Source organism: Phenylobacterium glaciei (assembly GCF_016772415.1).
Taxonomy (GTDB): domain Bacteria; phylum Pseudomonadota; class Alphaproteobacteria; order Caulobacterales; family Caulobacteraceae; genus Phenylobacterium; species Phenylobacterium glaciei.
The window spans coordinates 2227972-2246070 of record NZ_JAGSGD010000001.1 but is presented as its reverse complement, the minus strand read 5'-3'; the positions used below and the strand labels follow the sequence as shown (position 1 = coordinate 2246070).

Here is an 18099-nt window from a genome sequence, read left to right as displayed (position 1 = left end):
CCGACAGGCCCCAACAGAGGGATTTGCATGGCGCCGCCGCGTTTCACGGTTGAACGGCTGGACTGGCGGGATCGTTCGCTGGGCGAGGTGGCGCTGCCGGGGCGCGTGCTGCGCGCCACCCTGGGCCTGGGCTCGGGTTTGGCCCGCAGGCCGGGCGATCCGCCGGGACGGCTGTGGGCGCTCGGCGACCGTGGCCCCAATCTGAAGGTCAAACAGGCGCGCAAGGTCTATGGCGTGAAGGGTCTGGGTCACCTGAGCGATGTGTCGGGCGCCAAGATCCTGCCGATGCCGCAGATCGGGCCGAGCCTTTCGGAACTGCAGATCACCGGCGGCCGGGTCGAGTGGCTGCGCACCTTGCCCCTACGCGCCGCCTCGGGATCTCCCGTGACCGGCCTGCCCCTGCCCGGCGGCGATGCTGCGGCGATGGAGCCGGTCTTCGACCTGGCGGGTCTGCCCCTGGGCGCCGATCCCAACGGCGCCGATAGCGAGGCCGTCGTGGCCCTGTCCGACGGCTCGTTCTGGGTGGCGGAGGAATATGGGCCTTCGTTGATGAAGGTGGGCGCAGACGGAATGGTCGAACGGCGCTGGACGCCGAAGGGGTTAGCGCCGCCCGGCGCGGAGGACATCCTGCCGGCCCAGGCGGGACGCCGTCGACTCAATCGCGGCTTCGAAGGCCTGGCGGTGTCGGCCGACGAAACACGGCTCTATGCCGGGTTCCAGAGCGCCTTCGAGAACGACGACGCCGACGCGACCCGCATCTGGACCCTGGATGCGGCGACCGGCGCCCTGCTGGCCGAGCACAGCTATCCCTTCGATCCGCCCGAAAGCTTCCTGCGCGACGTCGCGGCGGGGCCGGTGGGGCCTGGAGCTCTGAAGATCGGCGAACTGCTGTGCGTCGGCGACAGCCGGTTGCTGGTGCTCGAGCGCATCTCCCACACCAGCAAGATTTACGCGGTCGACCTGGCGCGGAACGGGCCTCTGGCGAAACACCTCATCTTCACCAGCGACGACGCCCCCGAGATCGCGCCGGACCTGGAGGGCATGATCGCGCTGTCGGACCGCGACCTGCTGCTGGTGAACGACAACGACTTCGGCATCGAGGGCGTGGAGACGAGGTTCTTCCGGGTGCGGTTCGACCAGGCACTGTTCTAGACCGCCGCGATGATCCCCAGGAAATCGGCGGCCTTCAGGGACGCGCCGCCCACCAGGGCGCCGCCCACCTCGTCGGCGTGGAGGATCTCGGCGGCGTTGGCGGGCTTCACCGAGCCGCCGTAGAGGATGGCTACGGTGGCCCCGTGCGCGCCGAAGATTTCGTTCAGGGTGGCGCGGATGGCGCGGTGGACCTCGACGATCTCCTCGGTCGAGGGGGTCAGGCCGGTGCCGATGGCCCAGACCGGCTCATAGGCCACCGAGAAGGCCTGACCGGCCAGCTCGGCGGGCAGAGAGCCCCTCACCTGCCCCGTGACGATCTCCAGGGCTTTGCCGGCCTTGCGCTCGTCCAGGGTCTCGCCGACGCAGACGATGGGCTCGAGGCCCGCGCGCAGGGCCGCCTGGGTCTTGGCGGCCACCAGGGCGTTGGTCTCGCCGTAGCCGGCGCGGCGCTCGGAGTGGCCGAGGATCACCAGTTCCGCGCCGGCGTCGGCCAGCTGCTCGGCGGCGACGTCGCCGGTATAGGCGCCGGAGAGCTCGGCGCGGCAGTCCTGGCCGCCGACCTGGACATTGGTCGCCTTCAGGGCGTCGGACATGCGCGAGACCAGGGTCGCCGAGGGGCAGATCGCCACGCGGGCCTTGGTCGATCCCAGGCCCGCGGCGGTGGCAAGCGCCTCGCCCAGGGACGCGGAATCCCCGTTCATCTTCCAGTTTCCGGCGATCAGGGGGGTGGGGGCGGTCATCAAGGCCTCGCTTTTGTCGTGTTCCTTTGGCGACTAAGGCGCCTTGTGATTTCTGTCACGCGCTTGCGGGGGCCAAGCGGCCTCCACTATACCGCCCGTTCCGATGCTCGCCCCGCGGGGCCAGGAAGACCGATCATATGCTTGCCGCCGTCCGCACCTTCGCCAAATCCTGGGTCGCCGCCGTCCTGATCGGGCTGCTGATCGTCAGCTTCGCTGTCTTCGGGATCCACGACGTCTTCAAGGGCGGGGTTTCCAACGCCGTTGTCACGGCGGGATCGCGCAAGGTCACCGAGCCGGAGTTCAAGCGGGAGTTCGACAACTTCCGCAAAGGCGCCGAGCAGCAGGTCGGCCAGCCCATCACCAACGAGATGGCCGCGGCCAACGGCCTGGACACCCGAGTCCTGAACGAGGTCGCCACCCGCGAGGCCTTCGGCGAGATGCTGTCGAAGATCGGCATCAAGCCGTCCGACAGCCTGATCACCCGCGAACTGCAGAAGATTCCGGCCTTCTTCGATCAGGTCTCTGGCCGTTTCGACAAGGCCCTCTACGCCTCGCGCCTCAACGAAAACGGCCTGACGCCGGCTTCGTTCGAAAAGATCATGCGCGACCAGGTCGCCGAAAGCCATCTGGCCTCGGCCATGGCCAACGGTCTGCGGGTGCCGCGCGCCTATACCGCGCTGGGCGCCATCTACGGGCTGGAGAGCCGCGACGTCGGCTATTTCACCATCGATCCGCGCGCGGTCGCGCCGCCGGCCCTGCCCACCGACGCCCAGCTGCTGCAGCTGATGAAGGAGAACGCCGCGGCCCTGACCCGTCCGGAGTTCCGCATCCTGAGCGTGGTGCACTTCAGCCCCGCCATGATCAGCGCCAACCTGCCCATCGACCCCGCCGAACTGCAGAAGCGCTACGAATTCCGCAAGGACACGCTGTCCAAGCCCGAAACCCGCAGCCTGGTGCAGGTCCCGGTGAAGGACGCCGCCAGCGCCCAGGCCGTGGCCGCCCGCCTGGCCAAGGGCGAGGACCCCGCCGCCATCGCCAAGTCCCTGGGCGTCGACGCCATCAGCTATGCCGATAAGCCCCGCACCGCCATCGCCGACCCCAAGGTGGGCCAGGCCGCCTTCACCCTGCCCGCCGGCCAGATCGCGCCGGTGAAGGGGGACCTGGGCTTCGCGGTGATCCGGGTCAGCAAGATCACCCCTGGCCAATCGGTGACCCTGGAGCAGATCAGGCCCCAACTCGAAGCCGAGCTGCGCAAGGATGCTGCGGCCGAGAAAGTCTATGAGATGAGCCAGGCCTATGACGACGCCCACGGCGGCGGCGCCAACCTGCTGGAATCGGCGAAGAAGGCCAATGTGCCGGTCTTCCCCATCGGCCCTGTCTCCGAACAGGGCGCGGGTCCCCAGGGCCAGCCGGTGTCCGGCATCAATCCGAAGCTCCTCAAGACCGCCTTCAGCCTGCCGCAGGGCGGCGAGAGCGAGGTCGAGGAAGCCGGCAACGGCGAGTTCTACGCCGTCCGCGTTGAGAAGATCATTCCCAAGGCCATGCCGCCGCTCGCCGAGGTGAAGCCGCAGCTGGTCCGCGTCTGGATGATGCGCGAGATGGTCAAGCGCCTGCAGACCAAGGCCGATGAACTGGCCGCCCGCGTGAAGAAGGGCGAGAGCCTGGAAGCCGTGGCCGCCAGCGTTGGCGGACGTGTGGGCCACGCCACCGGCATCGACCGCCAGAACGCCGGCCAGAACAAGGTCCTGTCCCGCGACGCCCTGATCAAGGCCTTCGGGGTCAAGACCGGCGAGGTCTACACGGCAGAGGCCACCAGCTTCGGCCTGATCGTCGCCAAGCTGGAGGCCGTCCGCGCGCCCTCCGGCCCGACGCTCGCCCGCATCACCGAGGAGAGCCGCCCGCAGATGACCGAGGCGACGTTCCGCGAGATCCAGGCCGACGCCCAGAAGGCCGCCGCCACCCTGGTGAAGGTGAAGACCTATCCCAACAACGCGCGGACTGCGCTGGGCCTGGAGCCCCTCGAGCCCAAGAAGGACGCCAAGACGTCCAAGACGGAGAAGGCGAAATGACGATCGAACCTGCGTTTGCGGACTTTGAGCAGAAGTATGCCCAAGGCGCGGCGCAGGTCGTCTGGACGCGTCTGATCGACGACCTTGAGACCCCGGTCTCGGCCTATCTGAAGATCGCTCACGGCCGACCCTACGCCTTCCTGTTCGAAAGCGTCGAGGGCGGGGCCTGGAGGGGTCGCTACTCCGTCATCGCCATGAAGCCGGACCTGGTCTGGAAGTGCCGGGGCGATGTGGCCGAGATCGCGCAAGGCGCCGCCATCGAGTCCGGCCAGTTCACACCCCAGAGGGGTGGCGCGCTGGATTCGCTGCGCGACCTGGTGGCGGCCTCCCGGCTCGACCTGCCCGCGGGCCTGCCGCCGATGTCGGCCGGGGTGTTCGGAGCCATCGGCTACGACATGATCCGGCTGGTGGAAAAGCTGCCGGACATCAATCCCGACCCGCTGGACCTGCCCGACGGCCTGATGATCCGCCCGTCGATCGTGGCGATCTTCGACGCCATCGCCCAGGAGATTATCCTGGTGACGACCGTCCGGCCCGACGCCGACACCGCCGCGGGCGCCTTCGCCGCTGCCAGGGGGCGGCTGGAGGGCGTGATGGCCGACTTCCGCAAGCCCGCCCCGCCGCTGGCCGGGAACGGCGTGCCCGAGCCCGACGCCTTCACCACCCCGGTGAGCCGTGAGGACTACCGAGCCATCGTCGGCAAGGCCAAGGACTACATCCGCGCCGGCGACATCTTCCAGGTGGTGCCCAGCCACCGATTCCGCGCGCCCTTCAGCCGCGATCCCTTCGCCCTCTACCGCTCGCTGCGGCGGATGAACCCCTCGCCCTTCCTGTTCTATCTGAACTTCGGCGACTTCCAGCTGGCGGGTTCATCGCCGGAAATCCTGGTTCGCCTGCGCGACGGCAAGATCACCATCCGCCCCATCGCCGGCACTCGCCCCCGCGGCGCGACGCCGGAAGAAGACCAGCGCCTGGAGGCCGAACTGCGCGCCGACCCCAAGGAGAGGGCCGAGCACCTGATGCTCCTGGACCTGGGCCGCAACGATGTCGGCCGGGTGGCGATGCTGAAGGCCCACGGCGCCAACCAGGCCCAGCCGGTCAGCCGCGCCCCGCGCGTGCGGGTGACTGACAGCTTCTTTGTCGAACGCTACGCCCAGGTCATGCACCTGGTCTCCAATGTCGAGGGCGATGCGCCCGAGGGCCTGGATCCGGTGGACGTGCTGATGGCCGCTCTGCCCGCCGGCACCCTGTCCGGCGCGCCCAAGGTGCGGGCCATGCAGATCATCGACGAACTGGAGATCGAGAAGCGCGGCATCGCCTATGCGGGAGCGGTCGGGTATTTCGGCGCCGACGGCAGCGTCGACACCTGCATCGTCCTGCGCACCGCCTGCATCAAGGACGGCCAAGTCTATGTCCAGGCCGGCGGCGGGGTGGTGGTCGATAGCGATCCCGACGCCGAGTACGACGAGACCCTGCACAAGGCCCGCGCCGTGCGCCGGGCGGCCGAGGAAAGCTGGCGGTTCGTCTGAGCCTGAGGGCTAACGCTCGCTCTGCACCATGTGCTGGGTGATGACCGGCGGGGCAAGGATCATGGCGGTGGCCAGCGTGAGCGCGGTCGACGCCGCGAAGGCGGCGGCGCAAAGCACGGGCCACATGGATTCCTTCACCACGGGCGTCATCAGCAACAGCCGGGCGCGGGCGATCTGGTCGGCGTCGAGGACGGAATCAGCGGTCGTCATGACCACAGGGTCCGCCCAACGCGCACCGCATGCAATGCGTGCACTTGGCGCAGCAGCGCCTACAGCCTAGATGGAACGCCATGATCCTGGTCATCGATAACTACGACAGCTTCACCTACAACCTCGTCCACTATCTGAACGAGCTGGGGGCCGAAACGCTCGTCTATCGCAACGACGCCATCAGCGTCGAAGAGGCGCTCGGCCTGAAGCCCGACGGCGTGCTGCTGTCGCCTGGCCCCTGCACCCCCAACGAGGCGGGTATCTGCCTGGAGCTGATCGCCAAGGCCCCCGAGGGCCTTCCGATCCTCGGCGTCTGCCTGGGCCACCAGTCTATCGGCCAGGCCTTCGGCGGCGATGTGGTGCGCGCCAAGGCCACAATGCATGGCAAGACCAGCCTCATGCACCACACCGGAAAGGGTGTGTTCGCGGGCATGCCGCAGGACTTCACCGCCACCCGCTATCACAGCCTGTCGGTGGCCAAGGATACGATGCCGGACGTCCTGGAGGTCACCGCCTGGACGGAGGACGGCGAGGTCATGGGATTCCAGCACAAGACCCGGCCGATCCACGGCGTGCAGTTCCATCCGGAATCCATCGCCACCGAGGGTGGCCACCACCTGCTGGCCAATTTCCTTGAACTGGCCGGCGTGCCCCGAAACGTGCCGGTCTGATGTCGGACGCCTTCAAGCCGCTGCTGGGCCGGCTGGCCGACGGCCAGACCCTGTCGGACGAGGACGCCGGCGAGTTCTTCGCCGCCTGCCTGCGGGGCGAGCCCTCCCCCGCCCAGGTCGCCGCCGCAATCACCGCCATGCGCCTGCGCGGCGAGACGGTGGGCGAGATCACCGCCTGCGCCAGGGCCATGCGGCGCGCCGCGGTGACCCTGGACCCGCCCTATGAGGTGATGGACGTCTGCGGCACCGGCGGCGATGGCCTGCACACGCTCAACATCTCCACCGCCGTGGGATTCGTTGCGGCCGGCGGCGGGCTGAAGGTGGCCAAGCACGGCAACCGGGCGCTCTCGTCACGGTCGGGCACCGCCGACGTGCTCGCCGAGCTCGGTGTGGACATCAACGCCCCTGTGGACCGTCAGATGAAGGCGCTCGATGAGGCCGGCATCTGCTTCATGTTCGCCCAGGCCCACCACGGCGCCATGCGCCACGTGTCGCCGATCCGGGCCGAGCTCGGCTTCCGCACGGTGTTCAACCTGCTGGGGCCGCTGACCAACCCCGCCAACGCCAAGCGCCAGGTGATGGGGGTCTTCGCCGAGCGCTGGGTCGAGCCCCTGGCCCGCGTGCTGGGAGCCCTGGGTTCCGAACGCGCCTGGGTCGTGCACGGCGGCGGCTTGGACGAGATGACCACCACGGGCGAGACCGTCGTGGCCGAATGGCGCGAGGGCCAGGCGCGGATGTTCACCATCACCCCCGAGGCCGTGGGCCTGCCCCGCGCGGCCCTGGCCGACCTCACCGGCGGCACACCGGCCGAGAACGCCGTGGCTCTGCGCGCCCTGCTGGACGGGCAGGCCGGCGCCTATCGCGACATCGTGCTGCTGAACGCCGCCGCCGCCTTCCTGGTGGGGGAGCAGGTGGAGACCCTGCGCGACGGCATCGATCTCGCCCGCGCGGTGATCGACGACGGCCGGGCCAAGACCGCCCTGACGAAACTGGCCGCCATCACGAGCGCGCCGTGAGCGACATCCTCGACAAGATCGCCGCTTACAAGCGTGAGGAAGTGGCCGAGCGGAAGACGCTGCGCACCGTGGCGCAGGTCGAGGCGGCCGCTGCGCAGGCTTCCGCCCCGCGGGGCTTCCGCGCCGCCCTGGAAGGCGCCCATGCGCCAGGCCGCCTGGCCCTGATCGCCGAGATCAAGAAGGCCTCGCCGTCCAAGGGCATGATCCGCGAGGACTTCGATCCGCCCTCGCTGGCCAAGGCCTACGAAGCCGGCGGCGCGGTCTGCCTTTCGGTCCTGACCGACACCCCCAGCTTCCAGGGCGCCGACAGCTTCCTGACCGCCGCGCGCGACGCCTGCGATCTGCCGTGCCTGCGCAAGGAGTTCCTGGTGGACCCCTGGCAGGTGGCCGAATCCCGGGCGCTGGGAGCCGACGCCATCCTGGTGATCATGGCGATGGTCGATGATTCCGTGGCGCGGGCCCTGATGTCCGAGGCCGCCCGATTCGGCATGGACGCCCTGGTGGAGGTCCACGACGAGGCCGAGATGGCGCGTGCCGGCCACCTTGGCGCGACCTTGGTCGGCGTGAACAACCGCGACCTGCGCAGCTTCAGCATCGACCTGGCCATCACCGAACGGCTGGCGGCGCTCGCGCCCGCAAATGCCTTGCTGGTAACGGAAAGCGGCATATTCACCGCGGCCGACGCGGCGCGGCTGGAGCGGTCCGGCGCCTCGGCCATGCTGGTGGGCGAAAGCCTGATGCGGCAGGCCGACGTGACCGCCGCAGCGAGCGCTTTGCTGGCCTGACTGGCGTCAACTTGACATTAACGAAGAACGCCTAGAGAACATCGAGCAAGGTTTCTGCTTTGTTCTTCAAGGGCTCGTCGTCCAATGCTCACTCGTAAACAACACGAATTGCTTATGTTCATTCATGAGCGGATCAAGGAGAGCGGCGTCTCGCCCTCCTTCGACGAGATGAAGGAGGCGTTGGACCTGGCGTCCAAGTCCGGCATCCACCGCCTGATCACAGCGCTGGAGGAACGCGGCTTCCTGCGACGTCTGCCGCATCGGGCGCGCGCCCTGGAAGTGGTGAAGCTGCCGCAGCAGGCCACCACCTCGTCGCCGCCCAAGGGCCGCGCGCCGTTCAAGCCGCAGCTCGTCGAGGCCGGCGCCGGCCAGCAGCCCATGGCCGCCGCCAACGACACCCGGGAAATCTCGGTGCTCGGCAAGATCGCCGCCGGCACGCCCATCGAGGCGATCCAGCAGGAACGCGACCGCATGCATGTGCCCGAAAGCATGCTTGGCGCCGGCGAGCACTACGCCCTCGAGGTCCAGGGCGACTCCATGATCAACGCCGGCATCCTGGACGGCGATTACGTCGTCATCCGCAAGACCGACACCGCCACCTCCGGCGAGATCGTCGTCGCCCTGGTGATGGGCGAGGAAGCCACCCTCAAGCGCCTGCGCAAGAAGGGCGCCTCCATCGCCCTGGAAGCCGCCAACCCGGCTTACGAGACCCGCATCTTCGGCCCCGACCAGGTTCAGGTTCAGGGCCGCCTCGTCGGCCTGATCCGCAAATACCACTAACAACTCCGTCATCCCGGACGCCGATAGGCGATCCGGGACGACGTTGAAGGTGTTCGCTACCAGATGTGGACGCGCTGTTCCGGCGGCAGGTAGAGCTTGTCGCCGGGCTTGATGTTGAAGGCCGCGTACCAGGCGTCCACGTTGCGGACGATGCCGTTGACGCGATATTCGGCCGGGCTGTGCGGATCGGTGAGCAGTTGCTCCCGCATACGGCCTTCCCGGGTCTTGGTCTGCCAGGACTGGGCGAAGGCGACGAAGAACCGCTGATCCCCGGTCATGCCCTCGATCACCGGCGGCTCGCCGTGCTTGGCGACGTAGCGGCGATAGCCGACATAGGCGGCCTCCAGGCCTCCGAGGTCCCCCAGGTTCTCGCCCATGGTCAGTTCGCCGTTGATATGGACACCCGCCACCGGCTCATAGGCGTCGAACTGTTTGCCCAGCACCGCGGCGCGCTCGGCGAAGGCCTTGGCGGAGCCCGCGGTCCACCAGTCGCGAACCTTGCCGACGCTATCGAACTGCCGGCCCTGGTCATCGAAGCCGTGCCCCATCTCATGGCCGATGGTGGCGCCCTCCCCGCCATAGTTGGCGGCGGCGTCGGCCTTGGGATCGAAATAGGGCGGCTGCAGGATCGCCGCCGGGAAGGTGATCTGGTTGTTCTGCGGATCGTAATAGGCGTTCACCTCCTGGGGCGTCATGTACCAGAGGCTGCGATCGACGGGCTTGGGGAAGCGCGACAGGCTGAGCTGCCACTGGAAGTCTTCCGAGCGGATGGCGTCCCCCAGCAGGTCATTGCGATCGATCTTCAGGCTAGAATAGTCGATGTACTTGACCGGGTGGCCGAGGCGGGGATCGAAGGTCGACAGCTTGATCAGGGCCTGTTTGCGGGTCGGCTCATCCATCCAGGCGGCCGTCTTGATCCGCTCGCCATAGGCGGCGCGCAGATCGGCGATCAGTTCGTCGGCCTTGCGTTCAGCCTCCGGCGGATAGTGGCGGGCCACATAGATCTTGCCGATCTCCTCGCCCTGGAAGCGGTTGAGCAGCTGGACGCCACGCTTCCAGCGTTCCCGCTGCTGGGGCACGTCACGCAGGGTGTGGGAGAAGAATTCGAAATTGGCCTGGTCGAAGGCCTTGGGAAGGAACTGCGCGTGGGTGCGCACGAAGTGGTAGGCGAGATAGTCCTTCCAGGTCTGGAGCGGCACAGTGTCGAGCAGCACCCCCGCCGCCTGGAACATCGAGGGCTCCTGGGCGATCACCAGATCGGCCTTGGCAAGGCCCGCATGGTTCAGCATGGCCTGCCAGTCGAACTGAGGCGCCAGCGCCTGCAGCTTGGCCACCGACATCGGGTTGTTGATGGCGGCCACATCGCGGGTTTTTTCGGGCGCCCAGTGGGCGGTGGCGATCTTGGTCTCCAGCGCGATGATGGCGTCGGCCTTGGCGGCGGCGTCGGGGACGCCAGCCAGGGTCTGAATCTGGATCACATAATCCCGGTAAGCCTTCCGGAAAGCGTCATATTTCTCTCCCTCGCGGAGGTAGTAGTCGCGGTTGGGCAAGCCGAGGCCGGACTGGTCGGCGAACACCACATAGCGGGTGGGATCGGCGAGGTCGGGCCCGACATCGAGATCGACGGGCGAGGTGTAGCCGACCTCCGAAAACAGGTTCAGCAGGTCGGCGCGGGTCTTCACCGCGGCGATCTTGGCCAGATAGGGCTTCAGCGGCGCCGCGCCCCGCGCCTCGATGGCCGCCTCGTCCATCCAGGCGGCGTAGAAGTCGCCGATCCGCTGGCCTCCGGGGCCGGCCACCTTGGGATCCTTGGCCAGGTCATCGACAATCGCGTGGACCTGGACCTCCGCCTCGTCGGCGAGGGTGACGTCGACGCCGGCGGCGGTGCGGTCCGGCGCGATCTGGGTGCGCTTGAGCCAACTGCCATTCACATAACGGAAGAAGTCGTCCCCCGGCTTAACCGAGGCGTCCATGAAGCTGGGATCATAGCCCCAGGTCCCGAACTTCGGCTTGGCCTCCGCCGCGAAGCCCATCTGGGGCGCGCCCAGGACCATCACCGCGGCCACCGAGGCCAGCGCCATCTGCTTGAACGTCAAAGCCGTACTCCGAGACTGATTTGCGCTCGACACTACATCAGGCGCGACGGCTGTCACGTCGGGTCGGCGGTCGTTCCACCTGTCCAGGGCCGCTGGCCTCGCAAGCTCTGCGCCCAGACGATCCGCCAGCCAGAGGCCGTGCGATAGAGCTCCGCGGAGCCGCCCCGGGCAAAGTCGTCTTCGGTCAGCAGCAGGGCCTTCGGACAGTCGGCGGCGGTCGCCACGCCCCGCACCACCACGATGTCCGCCCACTGGCAGAACAGCGGCAGCTTCTTCTCGATGGTGGAGGTCCGGCGGGTGAAGACAGCGGCCACGCGGGGCGACGAGCCGAGGCGCGGCGCGCACGACCAGCGGTCGCAGTCGTAGAGGGCGTCTCGGGCCGCCAGGCCATCGGTGGCGGGCTCCAGGCCTCGCCGACGCGCCCAGAGCTCGGCCCCGAACAGCTTGACATCCGGGCGGAACAGGACGGCCTGCTTGCCCTCCCGCACCGCCAAGGTCGAGCCATCGGCGGCGATCCAGATGTTGGGGGTCGGCGGGCGCGGCGTCAGGGTGACCGCCAGGGCGAAGGGTAGACCCGCCCAGCGCAGCGGCCCTTTCCACAGGCACAGCCAAAGGATGCCCAAGAAGGCCGCCGCCAGGGTCCAGGAGGGCGCGCTGGCGACGATAAGCTGGGCGCCCGGCATACCCGCGGCCTTCGCGGCGATCAGGTTCATGGTGTCGATGGCCAAGCCCGCGGCCTCCAGCGGCCACTTCCCCAGGCCCAAGGGCGCCAGGATCGCGCCCAGCGCCAAGGCCGGCATCATCAGAAAGGAGGAGATCGGCGCCACCAGCAGGTTGGCCACCAGACCAAAGGTGGAGACCCGGTTGAAGTGCTGCATGGCGAAGGGGCCGGTCGCCATCCCCGCCACGAAGCTGGCCGCCAGACTGGCGCCCAGCCAGGTCCCGACGCCCTGGACGGCGCGGATCGGCCAGGGGGCGTTGATCTCGCGGATCGGGCGCGGCCAAAGCTCGGCCATGGCCACCAGGGCCGTGGTGGCGGCGAAGGACATCTGGAAGCCGGGCTCGGTCACCGCCTCGGGCTGGAAGGCCAGGATCACCAGGGCGGCGATGGCGAGCGTGTGGAGGCTGATGGCGCGGCGATCCACCAGGATGGCCCCGAAGGCGGCGCAGGCGGTGATCGCCGCCCGCTCGGCCGGGGCCGGGGCGCCCGAGAGCACGAGATAGGCCAGCACCGACCCCAGGCCGAACAGGGCGGCGGTCTTCTTGCTGGAAACCCGCAGGGCCAGCCAAGGCCAGGCGGCGATCAACAACCTGACGCCCGCGAAGGCGAAGCCGCCGACGATGGCCATGTGCAGGCCGGAGATCGAAATGATGTGGGACAGGCCTGCCGCGCGCAGGGCGTCCACCTGCTCGCGCGGGATATAGGCCTCGTGCCCGGTGACCATGGCCGCCGCCAAGCCTCCGCTCCTCACCCCCAACTGATCGACGATCTTGCGCGCCAGCGCCCAGCGGGTGGCGTTGATCCGCATCTCCAGGGCCAGCCGCCAGGGTGGCGGCTCGGCGAAGATCTCGCGCGGCGGTGTCAGGGTGAAGCCGACCCCGCCGATCCCCTCGAAGAAGGCGTCGCGGGCGAAGTCGTAGGAACCGGGACTGGCGGGCGGCGGCGGCGGGTTGAGCATGCCGCGCACGCGTATGGCGGTTCCGGGCGCCGGAAGGGGTGTGTCGGGCTGGAGGGTCATGCGGGCGCGGATCGGCGTGGTCTCGGGCGCCAGGCCGCTGACCCGAATCGGCGCCAGCAGCAGGCGCGGACCGCCCTGCCCTGGATTGGCGACGTCCACCACGAAGGCGTCCACCGTCTGCATGCCCTCGCCACTGGGGGCGATGGGCGCGCGGACATGTTCGGTGCGCAGCTTGCCGGCCGCGAACCCGGCCAGGGCGAAGGCCGCCAGGGTGAGCGCGATGGCCAGGATACGCCCGCCGTCCCAGCGGACGCGGACCAGCAGCAGGCCGCCGGCCAGGCCCAGGATGGCGATGGCCAGCACCGCCAGCGGCTCACGCGGCAGGGCGAAATAGACCGCCGCGCCGCAACCGAAGGCGACGGGAGTCCACAGGCTGAGGCGGTCGCCCTGTGACGCGGCCTGGTCGCGGAGCCACGCCATCGCGTCGGCGGCGCTAGGAAGCTTACGGACCGGCGTGTTAATAGGCGCCGCGATCGCGTCGGCCTCCGCCGGCGCCGCCTCACCCACAGTCTTGAGCTCGATGTCCGACCGACCCGTCGTCACCCGTATCGCCCCCTCGCCCACCGGCTACATGCATATTGGCACGGCCCGCACGGCCTTGTTCAACTGGCTTTACGCCAAGCGCATGGGCGGCAAGTTCTTGCTGCGCATCGAGGACACCGATCGCGAGCGCTCCACACTACCCGCCGTCCAGGCGATCTTCGACGGCATGGAATGGCTGGGGCTCATCCCCGACGAGGAACCGGTCTTCCAGGCCGCCCGCGCCGACCGTCATGTGCTGGCCGCCCAGGCGTTGCTGGCCAAGGGCCGCGCCTATCGCGACTACATGACCGCTGAGGAGCTGACCGCCGAGCGCGAGATCGCCCGGGCCGAGGGTCGCGCCGTGCGTTCGCCCTGGCGCGACCAGGACGCCAATTTCAACGACCGGCCGTTCGTCGTGCGGTTCAAGGGCCCGCACGAAGGCGAGACCGTGATCCACGACCTGGTGAAGGGCGATGTCACCTTCAAGAACAAGGACCTGGATGATCTGATTATCCTGCGGACAGACGGCACGCCAACCTACAATCTCGCCGTCATCGTCGACGACCACGAGATGGGGATCACCCACGTGATCCGCGGCGACGACCACCTGAACAACGCCGCCCGCCAGACCCTGATCTATGAGGCGCTGGGCTGGGACGTTCCGGTCTGGGCCCACCTGCCGATGATCCACGGCCCGGACGGCGCCAAGCTGTCCAAGCGCCACGGCGCCCAGGCGGTGAGCGAGTTCGACGACATGGGCTATCTGCCCGAGGCGATGCGCAACTATCTGGCGCGGCTGGGCTGGGGCCACGGTGACGACGAGATCTTCAGTGACCAACAGGCGCAGGCTTGGTTCGACGTGACCGACGTGGTGAGCGCGCCGGCCCGCCTGGACTGGGCCAAGCTGAACCACATCAACAATCACTACCTGCGGCAGGCCGAGATCGGCCGGCTGACGGACCTGACCGTCCGCGTGCTCACCAGCCGGGGCGAGACCCTGAACGACCGGTCCGCCGACATCCTGCACCGCACCATTCCGCTGGTCCGGGACGGGGCCAAGACCCTGCTGGAACTGGCCGACGCCGTGGTCTTCGCCCTGAAGCAGCGTCCTCTGGAACTGCCGGAGAAGACCCTGGCCCTGCTGACCGAAGAGACCCGCGCGCGCTTCGCGCGCCTGCGCCATAACCTCGCAGGCCAGACCGACTGGGACGTCGTGGCCCTTGAGGCGGCGCTGCGCAGCTTCGCCGAAAGCGAGGGCGTGGGCCTGGGAAAGATCGGCCCCGGCTTACGTGGCGTCCTGTCGGGCGGGTCGCCGGCGCCTGATCTCGCCGGCGCCTTGGTAAGCCTCGGAAAAGCGGAAAGTCTCGGTCGGCTTGACGATGCCCTTTCGCCCGCTGCGTAAGGCGGTATAAGGCTCGCCAAACAGACGTTTTGTTCCAGACATGCGAAGGGGATGGCATGGCCGACATGGCGAAAATGAGCATCGGCTCAAAGACCGTTGAACTCCCGATTCTGAAGGGCGTCGACGGCCCGGCTGTCGTTGATATCCGCAAGCTCTACGCCGAGGCCGACGTCTTCACCTACGACCCCGGCTTCACCTCCACGGCGTCCTGCGAGAGCAAGATCACCTTCATCGATGGCGACGCGGGCATTTTGCTGCACCGCGGTTATCCCATCGATCAGCTGGCCGAAAAGTCCAGCTTCCTCGAGGTCTGCTACCTGCTGCTGCACGGCGAACTGCCGAACGCCGCCGAGGCCGAGGAATTCGAGAAGACGATCACCTACCACACGATGCTGCACGAGCAGTTCGACCGGTTCTTCCAAGGCTTCCGCCGCGACGCCCACCCGATGGCGATCATGGTCGGCGCCGTCGGCGCGCTCTCGGCCTTCTACCATGACAGCACCAACGTCGAGGATCCCGAGCAGCGGATGATCTCGTCGCACCGGCTGATCGCCAAGATGCCGACGATCGCGGCGCGGGCCTTCAAGTACTTCCGCGGCCAGCCCTTCGTGCATCCGCGCAACGACCTGTCCTACGCCGAGAACTTCCTGCGCATGTGCTTCTCGGTGCCGGCCGAGGACTGGGTCCCGAACCCTGTCCTGACGCGCGCCATGGACCGCATCTTCATCCTGCACGCCGACCACGAACAGAACGCGTCGACCTCGACGGTGCGTCTGGCGGGCTCCTCGGGCGCCAACCCGTTCGCCTGCATCGCGGCCGGCATCGCCTGCCTCTGGGGTCCCAGCCACGGCGGCGCGAACGAAGAAGCGCTGAACATGCTCAAGGAGATCGGCACCGTCGATCGCATCCCCGAGTACGTCCAGGGCGTGAAGGACCGTCGCTATCGCCTGATGGGCTTCGGTCACCGCGTCTACAAGAACTACGACCCGCGGGCGACCGTGATGCAGAAGACCTGCCACGAAGTGCTGGCCGAGGTGGGCCACTCCGACGATCCGCTGCTGAAGGTGGCGATGGAGCTGGAAAAGATCGCGCTTTCCGATCCCTACTTCATCGAACGCAAGCTCTACCCGAACGTCGACTTCTACTCCGGCATCACCCTGCGCGCCCTCGGCTTCCCGGCCGAGATGTTCACGGTGCTGTTCGCCGTCGCCCGCACCGTGGGCTGGATCGCGCAGTGGAAGGAAATGATCGAGGATCCGTTGCAGAAGATCGGCCGTCCGCGCCAGATCTACACCGGCGCTCCGAAGCGGGACTATACGGCGATCAGCAAGCGCTAGGCGCTTCGAAAGCCAGACCCAAGATCATCCGCCGCGCCCTCGGGTTCGGCGGATTTTCTTTGCCCGCTAGGCGATGATCTTCAGGATGGCCTCGGCGGCGGCGTCGGAGGGATCAGGACCGCCACGGCCCATCTTCTCCAGCGCGCCGTACTGGGCGGCGACCTGGCGGCCGGCGATGTCGGCGTTGTCCAGGCGCAGCGCGGCTTCGCGAGCGAGGTTCTCAGGCGTGCAGTCGTCCTGGATCAGCTCAGGCGCGACAATCGCCCCGGCCGCGATGTTGAAGAGCGTGATCGGCCGTTTCACCAGCCGGTTGACCAGGGCGTAGGTCAGCTTGTCGATCCGATATCCGATGACCATGGGGCAGCCGGCGAGGGCCAGCTCGATGGTGACGGTGCCCGAGCAGGCCAGCGCGGCGGTGGCGGCCTTCATGGCGTCCAGTTTGGCCTGGTCGCCCTCCACAACGTGGGCCCGGCGGGGCCAGCCGGCGACCTGGGCCTTGACCGCGGCGGCCACGGTGGGGGCGGCCGGGATGACGATCTCCAGGTCAGGGTGACTGGCCTTCAGCAGCAGGGCCGCCTCGCCGAAGGACGGCAGGACGCGGGCGATCTCGCTGGGCCGGCTGCCAGGCAGAACCAGCAGGATCGGCGCCTGGGGCGAGATCCCGAGGCTCTTGCGCAGGCGGGCCGGGTCAGCCTTGGAGAAGTCCACCTTGAGGGCGGCGTTGCCGACGAAGGTGGTGGCCAGGCCCTCGGCCTCGAAGTAGGGGGCGTCGAAGGTGTGAATCGACAGCAGATGGTCCACGGCGCCGGCCAGGACCTTGGCGCGGCCTCGCCGCCAGGCCCAGACCTGGGGCGCGACGTACTTCACCAGCGGAATGGTGGGGGCGATCTTTCGAAGACGATGGGCGACGCGCAGGCTGAAGGCCCAGGAGTCGATTAAGACCACCACATCGGGCTTCTCGCGGGCGGCCACCTCGACGGTCTGGTTCACCAGCTTCATGGCGCGGGGATAGACGGCCAGGGCGTCCACCACGCCGAGTATGGAGAGTTGGGCGATATCGAACAGGCTCTCCACGCCCTGGGCTGCCATCTGGGCCCCGCCCGTCCCAATGAAGCGCACATTGTCGCCCAGGCGGGCGCGCAGGGCCTTGGCGAGGCCCGCGCCCCGGTCGTCGCCGGAGGCCTCGGTGGCCACCAGCATGACGGTCAGGAGCTTGCTCATGGTTCGACGCCGAAGATGAACAGGCCCAGTTCGTCGGCCAGCTCGATCACCGCCTCGCGGTCCAGCACCAGCAGGCGCCCCGCCTCACCCACGATGCCGGCCAGACCGGCGGCTGCGGCGCGCTGGACGGTGGCCAGGCCGATGGTGGGCAGATCGATGCGGGTCTCCTGGATCGGCTTGGGCGCCTTGGCAAGCACCCCGCGATAGGCGCCGGGAGTTCCGCGGATGGCGGTGGGGATTTCGTGGGCCACGCGACGGAGCATGGCGTCGGTGCCCTCCTGGGCTTCCACGGCCAGCACCAGGCCGTCGCAGACCACGGCCCCCTGCCCCACGTCCAGGCGGCCGATCTCGCGGGCCACCAGCAGAGCCCGGTCGATGTCGCCCTGGTGCTCGGACCCGGGCGACACGGCGCCCAGCGGCCCCTTGGCCAGGGTCAGATCGCTCTTGGCCTCGTGGGCGCCTTCGATGACGAAGCCCTCCTTGGCGAATTCGTTCAGCACCACCCGCAACAGGGCGTCGTCGCCGTGCCGCGCCGCCGCGATGATGGCCGGCAACAGAGCCAGGCCGCGCAGGTCGGGCTTCAGGGTCTTGAAGTCCGGCCGGCTGACATTGCCCACCAGGCAGACAGCCTGGCAACCGGCGCGCTTCAGCGCCTTGATGGTCTTGCCGATCTCCGCCAGGCCGACATCGACACCCGGAAAGCGGTTCAGCTCCGGGCGGGCGAAGCCCTTCAGCCGGGCGATGAAGACGGCGCGGCCGGCCTGCGCGCAGTGCTCGGCGATCTCCAGGGGCAGCGTACCGCCGCCGGCGATCAGACCGAGCTTGCGCAT

The 18099-nt window shown here is 68.5% G+C and carries 15 protein-coding genes; 9 read left to right on the top strand and 6 right to left on the bottom strand.

The window, feature by feature from the left end; genetic code table 11:
• Window positions 1–27: 27 nt before the first annotated feature.
• Entirely contained in the window at window positions 28–1152 is a 1125-nt protein-coding gene (locus JKL49_RS10930) for an esterase-like activity of phytase family protein (RefSeq protein ID WP_215340436.1), read from the top strand.
• On the opposite strand, the gene tpiA is transcribed toward JKL49_RS10930, so the two are convergent.
• Window positions 1149–1892: a triose-phosphate isomerase gene (gene tpiA / locus JKL49_RS10925; protein ID WP_215340435.1), complete on the bottom strand. Its 744-nt coding sequence runs from the start codon at window positions 1890–1892 to the stop codon at window positions 1149–1151. The genes JKL49_RS10930 and tpiA overlap by 4 nt on opposite strands.
• A 137-nt stretch (window positions 1893–2029) precedes the next feature.
• On the opposite strand from tpiA, the gene JKL49_RS10920 reads away from it, so the two are divergent.
• Window positions 2030–3961, top strand: coding sequence for a peptidylprolyl isomerase (locus JKL49_RS10920; RefSeq protein ID WP_215340434.1), 1932 nt, complete (start codon window positions 2030–2032; stop codon window positions 3959–3961).
• Window positions 3958–5490 (top strand): anthranilate synthase component I, encoded by a 1533-nt coding sequence (gene trpE / locus JKL49_RS10915; RefSeq protein ID WP_215340433.1) that lies wholly within the window; start codon window positions 3958–3960, stop codon window positions 5488–5490. Before JKL49_RS10920 ends, trpE begins: the two co-directional genes overlap by 4 nt.
• 9 nt (window positions 5491–5499) lie before the next feature.
• Here the strand turns inward: trpE and JKL49_RS10910 are convergent, their stop codons facing one another.
• The gene (locus JKL49_RS10910; RefSeq protein WP_215340432.1) at window positions 5500–5700 is read right to left on the bottom strand and encodes a hypothetical protein; all 201 of its coding nucleotides are present in this window, start codon (window positions 5698–5700) and stop codon (window positions 5500–5502) included.
• 80 nt (window positions 5701–5780) lie between these two features.
• Here JKL49_RS10910 and JKL49_RS10905 point away from each other — a divergent pair, with 80 nt between their 5' ends.
• The 4 genes from JKL49_RS10905 (at window position 5781) to lexA (ending at window position 8952) form a co-directional block, all read left to right on the top strand.
• The gene (locus JKL49_RS10905) at window positions 5781–6371 is read left to right on the top strand and encodes an anthranilate synthase component II (RefSeq protein ID WP_215340431.1); all 591 of its coding nucleotides are present in this window, start codon (window positions 5781–5783) and stop codon (window positions 6369–6371) included.
• Window positions 6371–7387 (top strand): anthranilate phosphoribosyltransferase, encoded by a 1017-nt coding sequence (gene trpD / locus JKL49_RS10900; protein WP_215340430.1) that lies wholly within the window; start codon window positions 6371–6373, stop codon window positions 7385–7387. The genes JKL49_RS10905 and trpD overlap by 1 nt, the downstream gene beginning before the upstream one ends.
• The gene (gene trpC, locus JKL49_RS10895; protein WP_215340429.1) at window positions 7384–8172 is read left to right on the top strand and encodes an indole-3-glycerol phosphate synthase TrpC; all 789 of its coding nucleotides are present in this window, start codon (window positions 7384–7386) and stop codon (window positions 8170–8172) included. Before trpD ends, trpC begins: the two co-directional genes overlap by 4 nt.
• An 84-nt stretch (window positions 8173–8256) precedes the next feature.
• Entirely contained in the window at window positions 8257–8952 is a 696-nt protein-coding gene (gene lexA / locus JKL49_RS10890; RefSeq protein WP_215340428.1) for a transcriptional repressor LexA, read from the top strand.
• Window positions 8953–9008: 56 nt separating this feature from the next.
• Here lexA and JKL49_RS10885 read toward each other — a convergent pair whose 3' ends face one another.
• Together JKL49_RS10885 and JKL49_RS10880 are read right to left on the bottom strand one after the other, a co-directional pair.
• On the bottom strand, window positions 9009–11048 hold the full coding sequence (locus tag JKL49_RS10885) for a M13 family metallopeptidase (RefSeq protein ID WP_215340427.1): 2040 nt from the start codon (window positions 11046–11048) through the stop codon (window positions 9009–9011).
• A gap of 53 nt (window positions 11049–11101) precedes the next feature.
• Window positions 11102–13207, bottom strand: a complete 2106-nt coding sequence (locus JKL49_RS10880) for a ComEC/Rec2 family competence protein (protein ID WP_215340426.1) — start codon at window positions 13205–13207, stop codon at window positions 11102–11104.
• Between the two features lie 91 nt (window positions 13208–13298).
• Here JKL49_RS10880 and gltX point away from each other — a divergent pair, with 91 nt between their 5' ends.
• Both gltX and gltA read left to right on the top strand, forming a co-directional pair.
• Window positions 13299–14711, top strand: coding sequence for a glutamate--tRNA ligase (gene gltX / locus JKL49_RS10875; RefSeq protein WP_249778073.1), 1413 nt, complete (start codon window positions 13299–13301; stop codon window positions 14709–14711).
• A 56-nt stretch (window positions 14712–14767) separates the two neighbouring features.
• Entirely contained in the window at window positions 14768–16048 is a 1281-nt protein-coding gene (gene gltA / locus JKL49_RS10870) for a citrate synthase (protein WP_215340422.1), read from the top strand.
• A 66-nt stretch (window positions 16049–16114) separates the two neighbouring features.
• Here gltA and lpxB read toward each other — a convergent pair whose 3' ends face one another.
• Together lpxB and lpxI are read right to left on the bottom strand one after the other, a co-directional pair.
• Window positions 16115–17269, bottom strand: coding sequence for a lipid-A-disaccharide synthase (gene lpxB / locus JKL49_RS10865; RefSeq protein WP_215340420.1), 1155 nt, complete (start codon window positions 17267–17269; stop codon window positions 16115–16117).
• Window positions 17266–18099, bottom strand: coding sequence for a UDP-2,3-diacylglucosamine diphosphatase (gene lpxI / locus JKL49_RS10860; protein WP_215340418.1), 834 nt, complete (start codon window positions 18097–18099; stop codon window positions 17266–17268). The genes lpxB and lpxI overlap by 4 nt, the downstream gene beginning before the upstream one ends.

Coding starts and splice junctions, on each gene's coding strand:
- JKL49_RS10930 (WP_215340436.1), top strand. CDS start 28: ATGGCGCCGCCGCGTTTCACGGTTGAACGGCTGGACTGGCGGGATCGT.
- tpiA (WP_215340435.1), bottom strand. CDS start 1,892: ATGACCGCCCCCACCCCCCTGATCGCCGGAAACTGGAAGATGAACGGG.
- JKL49_RS10920 (WP_215340434.1), top strand. CDS start 2,030: ATGCTTGCCGCCGTCCGCACCTTCGCCAAATCCTGGGTCGCCGCCGTC.
- trpE (WP_215340433.1), top strand. CDS start 3,958: ATGACGATCGAACCTGCGTTTGCGGACTTTGAGCAGAAGTATGCCCAA.
- JKL49_RS10910 (WP_215340432.1), bottom strand. CDS start 5,700: ATGACGACCGCTGATTCCGTCCTCGACGCCGACCAGATCGCCCGCGCC.
- JKL49_RS10905 (WP_215340431.1), top strand. CDS start 5,781: ATGATCCTGGTCATCGATAACTACGACAGCTTCACCTACAACCTCGTC.
- trpD (WP_215340430.1), top strand. CDS start 6,371: ATGTCGGACGCCTTCAAGCCGCTGCTGGGCCGGCTGGCCGACGGCCAG.
- lexA (WP_215340428.1), top strand. CDS start 8,257: ATGCTCACTCGTAAACAACACGAATTGCTTATGTTCATTCATGAGCGG.
- JKL49_RS10880 (WP_215340426.1), bottom strand. CDS start 13,207: ATGGCGTGGCTCCGCGACCAGGCCGCGTCACAGGGCGACCGCCTCAGC.
- gltA (WP_215340422.1), top strand. CDS start 14,768: ATGGCCGACATGGCGAAAATGAGCATCGGCTCAAAGACCGTTGAACTC.
- lpxB (WP_215340420.1), bottom strand. CDS start 17,269: ATGAGCAAGCTCCTGACCGTCATGCTGGTGGCCACCGAGGCCTCCGGC.
- lpxI (WP_215340418.1), bottom strand. CDS start 18,099: ATGCGCAAGCTCGGTCTGATCGCCGGCGGCGGTACGCTGCCCCTGGAG.